This window comes from Desulfosporosinus sp. FKA, from assembly GCF_002196785.1.
GTDB classification, from domain to species: Bacteria; Bacillota; Desulfitobacteriia; order Desulfitobacteriales; family Desulfitobacteriaceae; genus Desulfosporosinus; species Desulfosporosinus acididurans.
The window spans coordinates 325886-342605 of record NZ_NAHZ01000033.1 but is presented as its reverse complement, the minus strand read 5'-3'; the positions used below and the strand labels follow the sequence as shown (position 1 = coordinate 342605).

Annotated in this window: 16 protein-coding genes and 1 pseudogene; 2 read left to right on the top strand and 15 right to left on the bottom strand. The window is 42.2% G+C overall.

Annotated elements, in window-relative coordinates; genetic code table 11:
- Positions 1-765: 765 nt before the first annotated feature.
- The 6 genes from B5771_RS20885 to B5771_RS20860 all read right to left on the bottom strand — a co-directional run bounded on the left by B5771_RS20885 (position 766) and on the right by B5771_RS20860 (position 7062).
- Positions 766-1926, bottom strand: coding sequence for an HD domain-containing phosphohydrolase (locus tag B5771_RS20885; RefSeq protein ID WP_088189246.1), 1161 nt, complete (start codon positions 1924-1926; stop codon positions 766-768).
- Between the two features lie 52 nt (positions 1927-1978).
- A complete protein-coding gene (locus B5771_RS20880; RefSeq protein WP_088189245.1) occupies positions 1979-2434 on the bottom strand; it encodes a GNAT family N-acetyltransferase in 456 nt (151 codons plus the stop codon).
- A gap of 143 nt (positions 2435-2577) precedes the next feature.
- Complete coding sequence (locus B5771_RS20875) at positions 2578-3594, bottom strand: hypothetical protein (RefSeq protein WP_172408335.1); 1017 nt, start codon at positions 3592-3594, stop codon at positions 2578-2580.
- 277 nt (positions 3595-3871) lie between these two features.
- Positions 3872-5266 (bottom strand): HAMP domain-containing sensor histidine kinase, encoded by a 1395-nt coding sequence (locus B5771_RS20870; RefSeq protein ID WP_088189243.1) that lies wholly within the window; start codon positions 5264-5266, stop codon positions 3872-3874.
- 2 nt (positions 5267-5268) lie between these two features.
- Entirely contained in the window at positions 5269-5985 is a 717-nt protein-coding gene (locus B5771_RS20865; RefSeq protein ID WP_088189242.1) for a response regulator transcription factor, read from the bottom strand.
- A gap of 495 nt (positions 5986-6480) precedes the next feature.
- A complete protein-coding gene (locus tag B5771_RS20860) occupies positions 6481-7062 on the bottom strand; it encodes a Uma2 family endonuclease (RefSeq protein ID WP_088189241.1) in 582 nt (193 codons plus the stop codon).
- Positions 7063-8052: 990 nt separating this feature from the next.
- Between B5771_RS20860 and B5771_RS20855 the strand changes: the two genes are divergently transcribed.
- Complete coding sequence (locus B5771_RS20855) at positions 8053-8880, top strand: RNA methyltransferase (RefSeq protein WP_014901502.1); 828 nt, start codon at positions 8053-8055, stop codon at positions 8878-8880.
- A 1361-nt stretch (positions 8881-10241) separates the two neighbouring features.
- Here the strand turns inward: B5771_RS20855 and B5771_RS20850 are convergent.
- Positions 10242-10424 (bottom strand): DUF429 domain-containing protein, encoded by a 183-nt coding sequence (locus B5771_RS20850; RefSeq protein WP_088189240.1) that lies wholly within the window; start codon positions 10422-10424, stop codon positions 10242-10244.
- A gap of 438 nt (positions 10425-10862) precedes the next feature.
- On the opposite strand from B5771_RS20850, the gene B5771_RS25240 reads away from it, so the two are divergent.
- Complete coding sequence (locus B5771_RS25240; protein ID WP_348982966.1) at positions 10863-10964, top strand: hypothetical protein; 102 nt, start codon at positions 10863-10865, stop codon at positions 10962-10964.
- A gap of 30 nt (positions 10965-10994) precedes the next feature.
- Here B5771_RS25240 and B5771_RS20840 read toward each other — a convergent pair whose 3' ends face one another.
- From B5771_RS20840 to B5771_RS24865, 8 genes and pseudogenes are all read right to left on the bottom strand, one after another.
- Positions 10995-11948 (bottom strand): Rpn family recombination-promoting nuclease/putative transposase, encoded by a 954-nt coding sequence (locus tag B5771_RS20840; RefSeq protein ID WP_088189239.1) that lies wholly within the window; start codon positions 11946-11948, stop codon positions 10995-10997.
- Positions 11949-12635: 687 nt separating this feature from the next.
- Positions 12636-13601 carry a DUF3658 domain-containing protein gene (locus B5771_RS20830; protein ID WP_088189237.1) on the bottom strand — a complete coding sequence of 322 codons (966 nt, stop codon included), beginning with the start codon at positions 13599-13601 and terminating at the stop codon, positions 12636-12638.
- A gap of 440 nt (positions 13602-14041) precedes the next feature.
- A complete protein-coding gene (locus tag B5771_RS20825; protein ID WP_242966919.1) occupies positions 14042-14551 on the bottom strand; it encodes a hypothetical protein in 510 nt (169 codons plus the stop codon).
- A gap of 51 nt (positions 14552-14602) precedes the next feature.
- Positions 14603-14674, bottom strand: a pseudogene (locus B5771_RS24885) (YccF domain-containing protein); the annotation flags it as partial.
- A gap of 314 nt (positions 14675-14988) precedes the next feature.
- Positions 14989-15309 (bottom strand): hypothetical protein, encoded by a 321-nt coding sequence (locus B5771_RS24880; protein WP_242966918.1) that lies wholly within the window; start codon positions 15307-15309, stop codon positions 14989-14991.
- A gap of 29 nt (positions 15310-15338) precedes the next feature.
- Positions 15339-15719, bottom strand: coding sequence for a S8 family serine peptidase (locus tag B5771_RS24875; RefSeq protein ID WP_242966917.1), 381 nt, complete (start codon positions 15717-15719; stop codon positions 15339-15341).
- 16 nt (positions 15720-15735) lie between these two features.
- A complete protein-coding gene (locus B5771_RS24870) occupies positions 15736-16119 on the bottom strand; it encodes a S8 family serine peptidase (protein WP_242966916.1) in 384 nt (127 codons plus the stop codon).
- A 26-nt stretch (positions 16120-16145) separates the two neighbouring features.
- Entirely contained in the window at positions 16146-16718 is a 573-nt protein-coding gene (locus tag B5771_RS24865) for a hypothetical protein (RefSeq protein WP_242966915.1), read from the bottom strand.
- Between the last annotated feature and the right edge of the window lie 2 nt (positions 16719-16720).

Genomic DNA, 16720 nt, shown 5'->3' with positions numbered 1-16720 from the left:
TCCATAAACCTAAAATAGATTATTAGATCTTTTACTTTTTCACTAATTTGTTTTTAGTATCACTATAAAAATAAGCTTAACTCGCAATTACTTTATCCGACAATTGATAATTCCGTACCAACGCTCCACTAAAATATACAATCCCATGAAACTTGCCATTCTAATTCTCCTCAATTATCGTTTCAGTTTAGATTAGGAACTTTTCTATCTGCTTAGCTTAACAAATGTTTTAAATTTAGCGTTATTATAGTCCTTTAAGCTGTAAAATTGTAAGATTTATGTTTATAAAAAAGGAGCAAAATTATAGTAAAAATTTCGTAAAATTTCTCCCTTTTGACTTCTCCGATTAAGGATTGCGAACAGTTGCTTTTCTACTACAAATGTGGTTTTCTTGGTCATTCCTTCCTCAACTCATTGATTTATAAAGGCTTGTGGAAACATATTGGGATAAAAAAATATCCTACGCCCGGTGGTTATCCGGTGTAGGATATGATAGCTCTATATGGGTGGATATCAAGTTAACTTTTAATTATATAGTCCTATCAACGCCGCAAAATTTCTTGTATGATAATAAAAATAATGAACTAACACAAAATCCTTGTATTTTAAAATAATTTCAAAATCCATTATTTGACGTGTGGAATAATATGCTAATTATACCAAGGAGCTAATTAATTTTATTACAATCATAGGCAAAAAATGTTTTACAGTCGGAACCACTTTTGAAATCAATTGTGGCTCTAGTCGATCTGTAATGCAGTTTCTTTAATAAATTCTTTCCACAGAAGCTCTCGCCATCATAGACACAAAATTTTCAACTATTTCTTGGTTAAATTGGCGCCCCTTTTCTTCAAATATTATTTTGAGAGCTACTTCTTTTGGCATACCTTTACGATAAACCCTGTCTGATGTTAAGGCATCATAAGTATCAGCTACAGCAATTATTTGGGATCCATATGGTATATCGTTGCCTGAGAGATTGGAGGGATAGCCTTTCCCATCCCAACGTTCGTGATGATGTCTAATTATTTCGCTTATTTCCTCGAATCCTTCAATTTTACGAATTATGTCAGCTCCTACTGATGAATGTTTTTTCATCTGATCGTATTCGGCATCATTTAAACTAACAGGTTTATTGAGAATTTGGTCAGATACTCCAATTTTTCCTATATCATGAAAATGGGCGGCAAGTTCTATATTTCTTAGTTCCTCGCCATCCGTAATGCCAAGTTCAGTACAAAGCATCATTGTGTACTTAGACACATTCTTAGAATGTTCTCCTGTATACTTATCTCTTGCGTCAACTAGTCCGACCAAAGCCTCAATAGTTGATAAGTATGTTTTTTCAATTTCTTCCTTTAACTTACCTTCCTGCGTTATATCATGAATGAATAAAATAGTATGACTTATTCCTTGAGTGTTTTCAGCCATTACAGGTGAAACATAAAAGTTAAGTACTTTTTTGGTACGTGTGGTAAAAGAAGTATATCGTTCACCTAAAACCTCACTGTATATCCCTTTTGTCGCTTTGACAATTCCACCATAGAGATTTGACTTCTTTACTGTATCAAATTCTAATATATTTAAACCTGCTGTTTTCGTCGAGCCCAATATATTACCCGCCGCTTTATTTACGTATTTAATTATGCCATCGTTATTTATTAAAACTATTCCAGTAGGTGTAACGTCGATAAGCAGTCTGTTTAATTGATCGAGTTCGTTGAATTCATTGCTGCGTTCTTTATTGACCTTTTCTATGTAATACCGAAAATAGAAAATGGTTATAACTAAAATAGTAAGTTGGCATACTCCTAAAAATGCATGATAAACTGTATGGATTCTCAAGTTATCTAAAAAAAATACTAAACAACTTAACCCTATAATAGCACTCACAAAAATAGGAGTTCCCTTTAGATGTTTGTCCATGATACTCACCTTATTTTTTATGTCTATTATATCGTATTTTTGTCGAGATAAGTTATAATTCCTTCGTCATAAAAACACTATTGGGATCCTCAATGTAATCCGAAAACGGCTCACAATATTGGAACCCAAAACTTATATATAATCTTTTAGATGGTTCGAAAGCATCTATTGAACCTGTTTCCAAACTCAATCTCTGATATCCGCGCCGCTTGGCCTCTTCAATAATATGCTGAAGAACGCCCTTAGCAATTCCCTTTCTGCGATGCGATGAGGAAGTTCGCATTGATTTGATCTCTCCGTGTTGTCTATCTAGTTCTTTTAGAGCCCCGCACCCAACTAATTCATCCTCCTCCCAGGCGCTCCAAAAAGTAATTTCAGGTTTTCTTAGGGATTCAAGACCGAGTGCATGCAGAACCTCAGTTTCAAAGGAAATTGATGTATTTTTAACGTATGGTCTATAAATGTCAACAATTTGTACCGCGTCTTGCTTATTAGCAAGTCTAATCATAATAGTACACCTCTTTTAACGTATGAAAAAGACGCCGTCAGTTATAGTAACTGTCACGGCGCCTTTGCCTTATATTGCTATGATAATTTTGAATTTCTCGTTTGTCAATTAAATTCTTCTCGGTCCTCCACCACGACAACAAATCAATGTAAAGGGCCACCCAGTCTCCTCAGACAATCGGCAGCAAGCCATGACTGCGGAGAACCCTCGTCCAGCAGTTTCAGCAAGGTGGGATTATTCCAGTCATATTGCAGTTTTTCCACAACAGACGAATTTGCATAATCCTTGACCAACCTGTCAATGGCAGCCTGGTACAGTTCTTCCGCCTTACTGTCATTTAACTGACCGCGATAGCTGTCTCCCAGAGCCAGATCCAGGCGGGCGGCCAAAGTGCCATCGTTCTGCTGCTTGCCGACCAGAGGCTGCAAGACTTTTTGCGCATCTGTGAAATTCTGTTGAGCATTGAGAGCATTGCCTTCAACCACCAAGTCATACCCCTTATAATAATTATCGGGGCGTCCAGCTAAAATAGCGAGACTTTGGCGGGCAGAATCAATAGCCGCCTGAGGCTGCCCAACCTTCAGCTGAGCGTCGGCGAGGTAATACCAGTAAAAGACAGCGTCCGGCATCCCTTTTAGCTGCTCCTGATAGTAGGACACGACTTTAGGAAAGTAATTCAGATAAGCATCCCCGTCCGGAACCAGCGCCTTCCCATTCCAACCCAGCACTTCTACCTGGTAGGCGTCGCCCGTATCATGCTGCCAAACGGCCAGCTGAGCCGTTCCATGGGAGCCTTTTTGACTTGTAAAGTTTCCCACATCCAGTTTACTGTAACACAAGCTGGTCATTTTTTGCAGATTCTGTCCACTCATGGTATAAATATCCAGACCGCTGACTGTTGTTCCCATTCTCCAGCCCAGCAACAGTTCCGGTCTACCCTCCCCGGTCAAGTCGGCAAATCCCGCGTAACTAACGGCATAGCCCTGACCTGTAACGCTCCAAAGTTTCTGCCACTGACCCTTTTGCTTGCTGAAGAGCGCTGCTCCCAAAACCGGTGGATTGGCACCGTTGCTATAGGTAACCAGCACCTCATTTTTTCCGTTGCCCTCCAGGTCGGCTTGCTGAACCGCCCCTCCACCGGACGGCTGGTCTGGCACCACCGGTTGGCACCCCTGGGGCAGAAGTCCTTTTACCTGCTGCCAGATAGTGTTGTCATCCACATTGCCGGAACTGATCATCGGCGCCGCTATCAAGCTGGATGGCTGCGGCAGAAAATTACACCCGGTGATTAGCACGGTCGCCGCCAGCAGGGTGCCCAACAGCCGTAAAGGTACCTTAGCCATGTTCCATAACCCCTTTCTATACTATAAATTTTCGCCTTCGGATCAATCATAATCTCTGGTCTTGAGAAAAGGGTTAATAGATCATTAAAAATAGTTACGATAAAGTTACGGGGAGAATCACCTCTACCTCTGTGCCTTTGCCGGACGTGCTTCGCAAGGACAACCTTCCCCCGTGCAAATCAAGAATCTCCCGGCAGATAGCCAGACCCAGGCCCAGGCCATTGCCGCGTATCTGGCTCTCCGCCTTATAAAACCGCTCGGTGACCCGGTTAAGATGTTCCGGTGCTATGCCGCAGCCGGTATCCCGAATGGTAACCGTCAGTTCCGTTCCCCGTCCGACTATTTCTACCGTTATTCGGCCACTGGAAGGAGTGAATTTGAGGGCGTTGTCCAGGATATTCAAAAAGACCTGTTTAAGCCGGCGGGAATCACCTTTGATGCTGGGCAGCCTCTCCTCGGTTTCCGCCAGCGATAGACTGACCTGTTGGCGTTCCGAACGAGGCTGCAACTGCTTGACACAGTGCTGGAGCAACGCAGCCAAATCAACCTCCTCCAGGCAAAGAGTGGCCCGTCCTGACTCCAGTCGGGAAAAGTCCAGCAGATCATCCACCAGCAGCGCCAGCCGATCGCTTTCCCCGCTGATGATTTGCAGCCCCTCACGCAACTCGTCTTGGTTATGGTCATCTCCGTGCAGCAAGGTAAGTGCCCAGCCTTTGATCGAAGTCAGCGGGGTCTTCAGATCATGAGATACGGAAGCGATAAACTCACTCTTGAGTCGCTCCTGACGCAGAATCTCCGCCGCCAAGAAATTCAAGGTCTCCGCCAAATTGCCGAGTTCATCACCTGATTTTACCGGCGCTCTGCTATTGAACATGCCTTGGCCCATTTCACCAGCCACCCGGGTGATCTCCAATACCGGTCCGGTAATGCTGGAGGCCAGCCATAAACCCGTCGCTGCCGCCAGGCCTGTCACCAGCAGCCCGAGACCGAAGAGCAGCCAGGTCAGCCGGCTGACCGCCTGCCCCACGCCGGTCAAGGTGGTGACCATCCTCAGGGCTCCGTTGCGCCCGTCTAAGTCCTTCAGGGGGAAATCTACCGTCAAGATGGCCTCCCCTTGGCGGGTAATACCCTGCCACCGACCCGGTTTGCCTGCCAAGGCTTCATTGACATCCGGACTATCCGCCGGCTGGCGGATCATCATCATAGAATCAGCCAGAATCACTCTTTCAGGAGAGATTACTTGCACCTGGGCACTGGTGTTGGCTGCCAGACTCCGCATCAAGCTATCCGCCGATCCGGTCAGGCCTTTGCCTGACAAGTAGCTATGGTAGAAGTTGGCTGCAGACTCATCCTGTTTGGTAAGAATTTGCTCCACCCCGCCGTAATAATAGCTCCTGATTGCCAGCAGCAGGAATCCTTCCAGCAACACCACCGCCACCAATACCACCAACAGGTAGCTCCCCACCAATCGCTTTCTGATGCCTAGCACCGCTACGAGCCCTCCCTCCAGCGGTAGCCGCTTCCCCAGACAGTCTCAATACGCCCAGTGGAGGGAGCATTCCCGATTTTTTCTCTTAGGCGCCGGACATGAACATCAACGGTTTTAGGATCTCCCACAAAGTCCTCTCCCCAAGCTAGATTCAATAGGTCATCCCTGCTCAGAGCCTGTCCCCGGTGCTCCAAGAAAACTTTGATTAGCCGGAATTCCTGTGGAGTGAGCTCGATCTCACGCTCGTCCATGAATAGTTGCTGAGCTCTCAGGTCACACCGGAATGATCCGGAGCACAGCAATGACCCGCTGTCCTTGTTAAAGCGCCGCAATATGGCACGGATTCTGGCCACCAGTTCTAATGGGTTAAAGGGTTTGACCAGGTAATCGTCAGCTCCGAACTCAAAGCCCATAACCTTGTCCAGATCCTGGGAGAGGGCGGTCAGCATAAGCACCGCCACTTCTGGGAAACGATCCCGAATCTGGCTGCAGACTTGGTAGCCATCTATTCCAGGCAGCATCACATCCAAAACCACCAAGGCGGGGCGCCGATTCTCCATCAGACTCAGGCCTGTTTCGCCGCTGTCTGCAGCCATAACCTGGAATCCGGAACGCTTAAGGTTGATTTCCACGAACCGCCTGATGGTGATATCATCTTCAATCAATAATATAGGAAGTTTTTCAGTTAATTGGCTTATTGCATCGTTTGATTTGCTCATCCCGTTTAAAGATTCCTCCTTTGAGTTCTTCAATTCCATAATACCATCAAATAGCCTTGAATACGTTCATAGACCCTTCCACAATGCGTACATCTCCAGTACAAAAGGATTGTAATAACAGCAACTACTATCATTATAAGTCAGATAATTGAAAAGGACAGTATCATACAAATCTTAGTCCATATGTTAAAAAGGATAGATGCAATAAAACACACTGAGGCAAATTTCCAACATCTCACTATGGTTCTTGTACTTAATCGCATGTACTCCTTTTACTACGTCACATTATCATACGAATGCGTAACGGTTTAATACTTATGATCACATAGTTTATTATAATCCACTTCTTACCATTATCCTACTGATGCCGCCCATCCTTATAATCAGAGGGGCGGCATCTTTTAAGTATTATTGGAATATTACTCCTGCCTAAATGAATCAAGCATCCTCTTCCCAACCGGCAGAGGATGCTTGCGTTCATAATGCCTTTGCTCTTCACTTAAATAAGTCTTCAAGATCCATACTAAACCCTTTTAAAATATCTGAATGGGCTACTCCTGTTTCCTTCAATACCTCTACCTGCTGATATTGCCCTTCTTCATTCAAACCATAGATCTGTACAGTATTCAAAAAAGGATTAACAATCCAATATTCTTTAACCCTATATTGCATATATAAATTAAGTTTCTTAACGAGATCATGAGCTTGATTTGAAGGAGATAAAATTTCAATAATCAGTTCTGGTGAACCGACATATTTATTTTCGCCTAGTTTCGTTTTATCACAAATAACCGATAAATCCGGAATGACCACCTTGGCCTTTTCAGTCTGATCTCCTTGGTCATCATCAGCTGTCCTAAGCTCAATGTCAAAGGGTGCTGGGAAGACTTCGCATTCTTTTCCTTCAAGGAAATTGAATAACTTTGCATGTAATCTACTGGAAATTCTTTGATGATTCGTCGAAGGAGATGGTACCATATACACTATGCCATCGATATATTCTAAATAACTCTCGGTATTCTCTCTGAGTTTATTATATTCAGCGATCGTAATTACTTGAGGTTCAGTTAAACCCACTATGAACACCCCCTCATTTGCCAAGACTTATGCATTTACCATATTATAACACAAACTGTGCCAAATATAGCGATACCAATAGTTTGTGTGTGACCCGGTTGCATATTTTACAGTCCGTGAGTATAATATTAGCTAATCGTCCCACAACAACCTGTTAGAACTATTATGGCATAATCTTCCAGGCAATATGATGAAACTTATCCCTGACTGCTCCAGGGATCAGGCCGCCTCATAACACAAGGCGGCCTGATTTGTTTCATTTAAACAGCTAATTTACTTTTTCCTATCCACTATTCTACGACCAGCCGCAAGTTTAACAAGCGAGGTACTAGGAATATCAAGGACACCGCTTCTTGAATAGGTTGTTTGACTTACCTTCAGCAAAGTGGCAAGCTCTTGCTAAGTCAAATCCTTATCCTCGCCAGCGGTTTAGTGCTATTCTTATATTGTTTCGTAGTATAGAAAGATGTGTCTTATAAGCAATATAGTGTAGTTAATAATATAGCATATTGATGGTGGTGTAATTCTTACAGAAACGTAGCCAAAAGCCCACGGTTTTAATCGTGGGATGAAGGCGGCTTCGTAATTTCATGTAAATGTAAATGTCTTAGCACTATGATAAACTAGTATTAGTTTGATCTTTGAAAACTGGATAGAGTAAGAGGTTCTGATAGCTAATGCGTCTATCAGGTAAAACTCTATGTGTCGTCAAGAAAAAAGACGTTAAAACGATCGTTTTCAAAGAAACTGTGGTAGCTGGTAACAGGCTATCAGCCTAGAGTACCATTGTGTACTGCTCTAGGACGGGCTAATGGCTTAGCCCTGAACTTGGGGTCATACTCCGATAGCAGAAATGTACTTCGGTTTAATCACCCAAGAATCCCATCGGCTTTAGCCGTGGGAGTGTCAATTACGGTAAAAAAGGATTTTATGTTACAAAAAATTAAGGTTGATATGTTACCACTAACCTCGAACATAAAAGGAGATAAGATGTCAAATATCATTGAGATAAGAGATTTTTCATCGTCCAATTTGGATGTCTTTGCTCGCCTGACGGAAACGCAGCTGCGCAACCGGTTGGAGCCGGAGATGGGCATCTTTATTGCAGAGAGTACCAAGGTAATTGGACTTGCCCTCGACGCTGGATGCGAGCCTATTTCACTTTTGATGGAGCGCAAATACATTGCAGGGCAGGCGCACGGTATAATCACCCGCTGCGGAGATGTCCCCGTCTATACTGCCGATAGCAACCTGCTAGCAGGGCTGACTGGCTTTCAGCTGACCCGCGGTGTGCTGTGTGCCATGCGGCGTCCTCATCTACCCAGCGTTGAGGAGGCGTGTGCCGGTGCAAGTCGAGTGGCTGTGCTTGAAGGTATTGCGGACTCTACCAACGTCGGTGCCATTTTTCGCTCGGCTGCGGCGCTAGGCATCGATACGGTGTTGCTTACCCCCTCATGCTGTGACCCACTGTGCCGGCGTGCGGTGAGGGTGAGCATGGGTACCATCTTCCAAGTGCCATGGGCCCGTATTGGCAGCGAGCCCTCGCAGTGGCCGCAACAGGGTATGAAGAGTCTGCGCAAGCTGGGCTTTAAGACCGTTGCCATGGCTTTAAATGATAACGCTGTCAGCATAGACGATCCGCAGCTCATGGCAGAGGAAAAGCTTGCTATCGTATTAGGTTCAGAAGGTAATGGACTGGCGCCCTGCACGATTGCTGACTGCGATTACACCGCGTGCATCCCCATGTCCCATAACGTAGACTCTCTGAACGTTGCTGCAGCCAGCGCCGTGGCCTTTTGGCAACTCAGGGTCCGGTAAGCTTATATTCACATAATACGTCGTAAAATAAGAATTAGCAGAAACTTAGAGGTATGGGAAAGGTGCTAATGATGGGCAAATACTTCTAATTTCCTGCTTACTTTTATGCGTGCCAAGCCCCTAAAACGTTAGTATCAAGGATTGTAAATATTATTAACTTCAATACTTGACAAGGAACTGAATTTAAGTATAATAATCTCATAATCAGTTATTAATCAAAGATTCAGTGCTAAAAACTTGTTGGTAGCGTGCTAGGGAAGTTTCGATTCATCGAAGGTTTCAGCAGTGCAATCAGTTAGGACGATGCTGAAATCGAGGAATCGAACCACCTAAAAGGGTGGTTATTTTGTTAAGAAAGAAAAATTTTCCCGCAAAGTTCCTCTTGGTTAGGTCGGTCTGTATGAGTCAGGTTAGTTAGTCAAGTTCGTATGAGTCAGGTCAGTTAGTCAAGTTCGTATGAGTCAGGTCAGTTAGTCAAGTTCGTATGAGTCAGGTCAGTTAGTCAAGTTCGTATGAGTCAGGTCAGTTAGTCAAGTTCGTATGAGTCAGGTCAGTTAGTCAAGTTCGTATGAGTCAGGTCAGTTAGTCAAGTTCGTATGAGTCAGGTCAGTTAGTCAAGTTCGTATGAGTCAGGTCAGTTAGTCAAGTTCGTATGAGTCAGGTCAGTTAGTCAAGTTCGTATGAGTCAGGTCAGTTAGTCAAGTTCGTATGAGTCAGGTCAGTTAGTCAAGTTCGTATGAGTCAGGTCAGTTAGTCAAGTTCGTATGAGTCAGGTCAGTTAGTCAAGTTCGTATGAGTCAGGTCAGTTAGTCAAGTTCGTATGAGTCAGGTCAGTTAGTCAAGTTCGTATGAGTCAGGTCAGTTAGTCAAGTTCGTATGAGTCAGGTCAGTTAGTCAAGTTCGTATGAGTCAGGTCAGTTAGTCAAGTTCGTATGAGTCAGGTCAGTTTTTAAAACACAAAGAAATAGTGGAGGATTTGTCTAGATTAGTTTCTAACTTAAACTTATGTTGAATATTTACCTTTAGTTTAGGTCAAAGTATTTACTCCCTTACTTTTTTAGCTTTTCAAGATTCTTACTTGATAGTTTTGTTTACTCAAATGTAAGGTGTCCAACTATTTTGATTTACTCTGGTTGTGGATTAGATTAGTAAAGCTTTGTTGAAGATTAATCTCGAGCCGTGTATCCATTAATTCTAGAGGAACTTTGCGGGATTCAATTTATAAAGGCCACTCATGAGTGGCCTAATTTTTTTATTATAATGGCTGCCGAAACGTTGTCTAAACAAATTTCCAGGTTCTGTTCAACAACGAAAGAAATCCCTTCAGTGATTGACCGTTAAGAACTAATAGGTTTGACGCATTAACTAGGAGCATCAATCCCCACAATGGCTCCCTCCTGGGCATGCTCTGCAACGATGTCCGCAATCATTTCGTCGCTGAAAACCTTGGACTCGCAATAGATGATTTGCCCATTGTCAGCGATCACACAAATTCCCGATTCATTGCTATAGGTCCAGGCTAAGTCGATTTCGATATAATGCATCTATTCACCCTCAAAAAAACCTTGGCTTTAAGTCAATCCTCCAGTGAATCTGGTCTTTTGGACAACATTTGTCATATAGTTTCTTTTTCGCCGAACTTGCTGCTTTTCCTTCCATTAATTACGGAATATTTCAAAAACATGCTAAGAGGCGCCAGTCAGTTGTATAATCTGATTGGCGCCTACTAGCATGTTTTCTCAAGCCCCTTGGAATCTTCAATTGACCGGTGATGTGAAGACTGACCTTCCTAATAAAGACATTCCAAGAGGCCAAACACCGCCAAAGGGAACTATTTCCACTATTTCTTAAAATAGTCAGGTGGTTTTAATTTTGACAGTTGTAAAACTTTTTGACAGCGAACTGAACCGAATTTTATCTGTACTTCCCTGGTCCAAAAAGCAGAGGTACACAAGGCTGAAACCTAAAGCCTTATCGATAAGTTGTATAACGGCTCGAAAAAAGCCCTTTTCGCTTCGTTCATAGACAATGACCTTACTGAGGATGAGCTGGAGATGTTGAAAAAACTGATAGAAAAGAGGTAGTCCATGCTGTTGTTGATTACTATATCCCACTCATCCTTTTAAGTTTTTTATTTCTTCTTCCGACATTCCTACAATGTCGGAGATTACTCCAATATCCATCCCCCTTTTTAACATTTTTTGAGCCATTGTAAGTTTACTTTCTTCTATTCCTTGTTCTATCCCTTGTTCTATCCCTTGTTTCAAGCCTTGTTTTATGCCTTGTTTTATGCCTTGTTTTATGCCCTCCTCCATACTTTTTTTCAATCTCAATTCTGCTTCCCTTATTGCTGCCTTCTCATCAAGGATTGCTTTTTGTCTTGACCAGTAGATTTCCCGGATTCTTGGATCATCACTGGATTTTTCCCATTCATCCATGGCTTGATTCAATATAGGATCTTGCATAGCGATCTCCTCCAAGGTTTTATAGATTTCTTCATCCTCCGAGCCCTCTAAAAGGAATAACCACCGCACTAAGGCATCTTCCCTGAGACTAATCAATCCTTCTCTCCACTTAACCAAGAGCTTGGGCAGTTCCATGAAATGTATTTCCAGAGCCTCGGTCAGCTCAAACCCCTCTTCTACTTCGAAAAGTCTAAAAACGCTATGGTATCTTCTCGTCTCTTTAATATATCTGAAATCCAGGATATTAATAGTAATGGTCTTAGCCAGCTCTTGATAGGCCATCCCTTCCCGCATTTGACGAGTATACATTCTGGCCCAGTAGAAAAGAGTCCGTTTGTCCATATCATGCCGGTTGGCCAGTTGAATTTCAATATTAACTTGAATCCCCTCAGTAGTTACCGCCCTAATATCCAGGACAGACTTTTTATCGCCTTTAAAGTCTTTGTCAAGTTCAGGATTTAATAATTGAACTGAGGTTATCTGATTGTCGCGGGGGAGTTTGAGCGCAGCATTTAAGAATGCTATAAGAATTGGCTCATTACCGGTTTTGCCAAAGATAAGCTTAAAAGCATAATCAATTTTCAGGTCTATTAGCTGTCTCATAACCCCATTCTCCCCATACTTTCTTACGCTTTAATCATACCATAATATGGGGGATTCGTATATTATCTGTAACCCAGGACTTCTCACTAATGATCTTAACTAATCCCTCGATGGACTATAAAAGGGTACCTGGTAACGGCTGACATTGCCAACTTGGTAAAATATTATTATAAAAACAATGCTGAAGGCAGAAGATGCTTTAACCGAAGACGTGAACTATTATATAAAGTTAAACAGTACGAAACTTCTTAGCATTCTATATGTAAAGAATGGAAGTGTTCCAGGTTCAGAACATCCTAATACTTCTGTTCATTCTGTAAACATCGCTATTGAGAGCGGAACTGTATTGAAATTTAAAAAAATTATTAATATAAATAACAATTTTGTTGAGAAAATTAAAAATGTTAACACGCAAGCCCGGCAGATTGTCTAACCGAACGGTTAGCCGGAACTATGGGTTATAAGAAATAACCGCGATCCTGGGCAGGGGCGGTTATTTCTTTTTTTATGATCATAACAACGAGTGTCGCCAATGCAATCATAAGATACATCGCCTCCGGTTAATTTTTTTTTATGTTGATTCATCTGAATTTAATCTAATCTTGCCATTCATAAACGAAGGCAGGCTGCCCCTTAGATAGGCCCTATTCTAATACTCGCGATCATGGATATGATACTTTTATTTTGTTAATTTGTACATTTTTTCAAGACTTGATGATAAACCGGCATATCTTCGGCAACTGCAGACACAACTTCAAGTTTTCCTTCACGAATCATTTCTTCTATACGGAATGCGACCCAGGAATCATGAATTCCAAATTGATATTTACCAATTACCTGCCCGATAACCTTTACCTCCTGAAATTCCTCACCTTCTGCTGCGATTTCACGAAGGATAACGTCATCATAGAGAGTTTCCGGTACACTGATCAATTGTCCATTCAGCGTGGCCCGCAAAGGTGCGTTCTCCTTTTGCAGCTCTTGCCAATGAGCTGCACAGCTCTGTTCAAATACCGGCAGCACAGGTTTTTGCAAGGCCAGATACCGATGCCATTCTGCGGGAGCAACTTCACCCCAGCCGCTTTTCCGGACGATATTTTCCTTTTCGTCAGCTTCCCATTCCGGGAGCTTGACAATAGCAACCTGTTTGCTAGGCACTTTCCACTGATTCAGCTGGTCCATGAACCAATAGAGTCCACACATTTCATCAGGCTGATTGCTGTACCAGATTCGCAGGGATTCTCCCCTTTCCGCCCGTCCCTGAACCTTTTTCAAATCTTCTTTTGCCCTTTTAACTATTTCCTGAGCCGCCTGCATACCCACGTCATGGGGATAAACGCTGTATAAGTGTTCCAAAGTCTGCTTCCGCTTGATACCGGGCTGTTTCTCTGAAATATCTCCGACGCTCAGCATCAAGTTGAAGCCATAGATGTCCGCTGTATTTCCACCCAAGGGGACAGCACTCTCCCAGGCTAAGCGTGCCTTTGCCTTTGCCTCTCGTTGGGCAGTTTCAACTTCCTCTTTGGTTGGCTTACTTCCATCCGCGTGACTAACGATAGCGCTAATAAACTCATCTTGATATTTCCCCTTGCCATAGTGCTGCGCCACTTTAAGACTTCCACAAGCACTTTCGCTGAATACTATTTCAATCATATTAACCGCCTCTCAAATGCATATTTGCTTATATCGGATTATCCTTGAGTGAACTCGTTCAGCTAAAGCTGAACATCGGGGCTTCAGATGGGGACTCTACCCCACCTGAAGTTAACGAAGGACCCACCCTCACTTAAGAAGTGGGGGTCTGCTTCGTACCCAGTTGGAGAGATTTGGAATCATCAAGTTCTCAGGCAGTTCTTTCCAAAACCCGTCGTTCGCCTTTAAATTCCATATGTTCATAGAGAGCAGACTTCGTAAAATCGCATATTTTTTTAAAGTTAGTTATCATTTCTTCTCTCATCTCTGGCCTAAGTACAGTTTCAATATCGTATGACTACACCAATGGCTTATTTACTGGGTTTTCCGTACATACAGTGATCTTTAAGTAAATTCATTAGCTTCGGGAAAACAGAATGGCAAACATACTTAAATCACGCTTATTTTGATCGGGATACAATAATGCATTCTGGAAATTCATGGTTGTTTTTACCAAATACTTTTTCTAAGTCTAAACAGGTTAATTGTTCAATATTTATATGATGTTTTTTTATCCTTGGCATTCCATCATCGAACCATTGGCCTAGCCATATACGCCAGAGCTCAATTTCATCAGCATTCAACAAATGGGCATGTAAATAGCGAATGAGGTTTTCAGCTCTGCTTTCAGTATAATCCCACTCCAAATAAGCTAAAAACTTTTTTGGGGTATAAATATCGTCACAAATGTCGGCTTTATGGAATTCTCTGATTGATATTTCCCCAAAGTTTTTTTCATCATCTACCCATAGTATGACGTCAGGTTTGTCTTTATCAAAGGATGATTCCAACAAAAAGTCAGGAACTTTTATTCCCAGCTCTAAAGCCTGATTTACAGATAGTTGTTTGACATGGGGATCTTTTACTTCTTCCAGGGGATAATCGCTGGCAAGATATGTAAGAACACTCAATTTGCAGATCACCTTCTATTGATTTGTAAATCGTCGCCCCAAATGGTATCAACCAAGTTTCGCAAATTTAAAATGTTGGAGTCCAAAAGGAATACCAATAATCGTAATACACAGGATCAGACCGGCAACAGCCCAGGAAACACCTACTATTTCCACCACTATCCTCCATTTCCTGCTTACGGCAGTAAAATTAAAATCCAGAGCCTACTATCGCTCTGGATTGCTTTTCATCGTTCTTAATTTCCCGCAAAGCCGTTTTAACCCTTTCTTCTTCTAAATTTAACCTTACCTTATCAACACCGCTCAGGCCCTCTGGGCAGCAGTTCCTTACGCTTAACCGTCAAAGACGCGGATCACACCGACAAACTGACGGATGTACTATCGTCACTGAAAGATGCCGGAATCGCAACATTTGCTTATAAAATATTATACAATATCTATTTAGGGATTGTAATCTCAACAATTGAAGTGGTTTCAACTTTAGTAATAATAGGTGTGTACAAATCAACTTCAACCTCAGGTGTTTCGATCGAAAGGACAAGAGCATATCTTACTTTCTCGTTGTATTTACCGAGATGGTCTCTTTCTCGCCACCAACCGATAACTGGATATACTGCAACATAATTTGCATCACACAAATTAACAGCTAAGTCTTCACAAAAATCAGAGTGTATTGAGCCCACGTCGCGATTCCCAAAACCTAAATACCAATCCCGACTACTTCCATCTCCACTATCTTTTCTGTCATCACCACGCATCTTAATATTAACGCGTTTTTTGAAATCTTCTAATGTTTCGTTTGAGTTGATAACATCAAACCTAAGACCGCAGGAAGGATATCAGGATAGTCATTATTAGCTAGTTCTGCGGAAAATACATTTCCAGCACTAATAAAAAACAAGCGTTTTTCGCCATTTTCGTTTGCGCTTGAAGTGATACTATCCACTGCAGCAGACCAGGAAGTAGGGCTGCCATCTTCTGTATTATAATATGGAGAAGTTACAGCCATACATAACGTTCTATCCGCTGTTGGATTAGATATCTCCGCCAACGCAACAGCTTGTTCAGTAATTGCCCCATATAACTCTATAGGATTTTCTCCTTTTGGTGGTAGAATTTTAACGGATTCAATTTTATGGTTAATGACTAACCTATTGGGGTCTAACAATTTATCCTTCAAATTATTATATTAAGACTATCCCCGCCATTTCAGTCCCATGCCCCATATGGTCAGTTGTTCCCCAAGAATCGTTAACAGCTTGTACAGTATTTGTACCTTTTACTGCCGGAGAAATTAAAGGATGTGAATTGTTTAGCCCTGTGTCTAACAAGCAGACAAAAGAATTACTGACCATAAATTCTGTTCGATTCAACAATTCTTCAGCCCATTCCTTTTGTTCTGCCCCATATAGTGTATCAAAGAAACTCGTAGGTTCAGGTGCTCTGCGAAATTCAGTGATATATTCGCAGCAACTGATCAAGTTTGATAATTGAGATTTATTGGCCTTTATCAGATAAACTATACGTTCCGGAAAAATCAATTTGTTGTGATCAATATCTATTTCCAATGTTCGGCAACACTCTGAGATGTTAGTTAAAGCATTTTCAAGAAATAAATTATCGTATCTAATCCATACTTCACACCATTGAGCGACTTCGTTGCGTTGGGAATATCCTCTGGTTTTCCTATCCAAAATGAATCTAACATCGCAACTCTGATATCATCAATGCTTCGCACTAAATCATTATGTTTTGGGATTCCTTTTTCAGTAACCTCCAATGAATACGCTTCAATTTTTTTAATGAAGTAGGATTCCTTTCCCGCAGGGATATACACCGTTGCCCTAATTGTTCCCGTTTCTTCATCGGATTTCACATTCAAAAGGCGTATACCCTGAGTTCTGTTTTCCAAGCTTTTAATTGCCAAATCATGTTTGGCTGCGCTAGAAAACTCAAGGTACACGCCTTCTTTATATCTTATTGCAGCAACTTGCTTTTGAGTTGCTGAACGCTCGTAGCATTCGTTCAATTTTCTCTCAATAAACATAGCATGTGCCTTGCTATTTTCTCGTTGGGGGTAATTTTTCTCAACTGGAGTTGAACGAGAAACGTACGGAATGGATGTGTTTGTGTCATGCAAAAAGATATTCTTCTTCTCAACCGACAACC

Coding starts and splice junctions, on each gene's coding strand:
- B5771_RS20850 (WP_088189240.1), bottom strand. CDS start 10,424: ATGCATTATATCGAAATCGACTTAGCCTGGACCTATAGCAATGAATCG.
- B5771_RS20855 (WP_014901502.1), top strand. CDS start 8,053: ATGTCAAATATCATTGAGATAAGAGATTTTTCATCGTCCAATTTGGAT.
- B5771_RS20840 (WP_088189239.1), bottom strand. CDS start 11,948: ATGAGACAGCTAATAGACCTGAAAATTGATTATGCTTTTAAGCTTATC.
- B5771_RS20885 (WP_088189246.1), bottom strand. CDS start 1,926: ATGGACAAACATCTAAAGGGAACTCCTATTTTTGTGAGTGCTATTATA.
- B5771_RS20865 (WP_088189242.1), bottom strand. CDS start 5,985: ATGAGCAAATCAAACGATGCAATAAGCCAATTAACTGAAAAACTTCCT.
- B5771_RS20830 (WP_088189237.1), bottom strand. CDS start 13,601: ATGATTGAAATAGTATTCAGCGAAAGTGCTTGTGGAAGTCTTAAAGTG.
- B5771_RS24880 (WP_242966918.1), bottom strand. CDS start 15,309: ATGCGTGGTGATGACAGAAAAGATAGTGGAGATGGAAGTAGTCGGGAT.
- B5771_RS20880 (WP_088189245.1), bottom strand. CDS start 2,434: ATGATTAGACTTGCTAATAAGCAAGACGCGGTACAAATTGTTGACATT.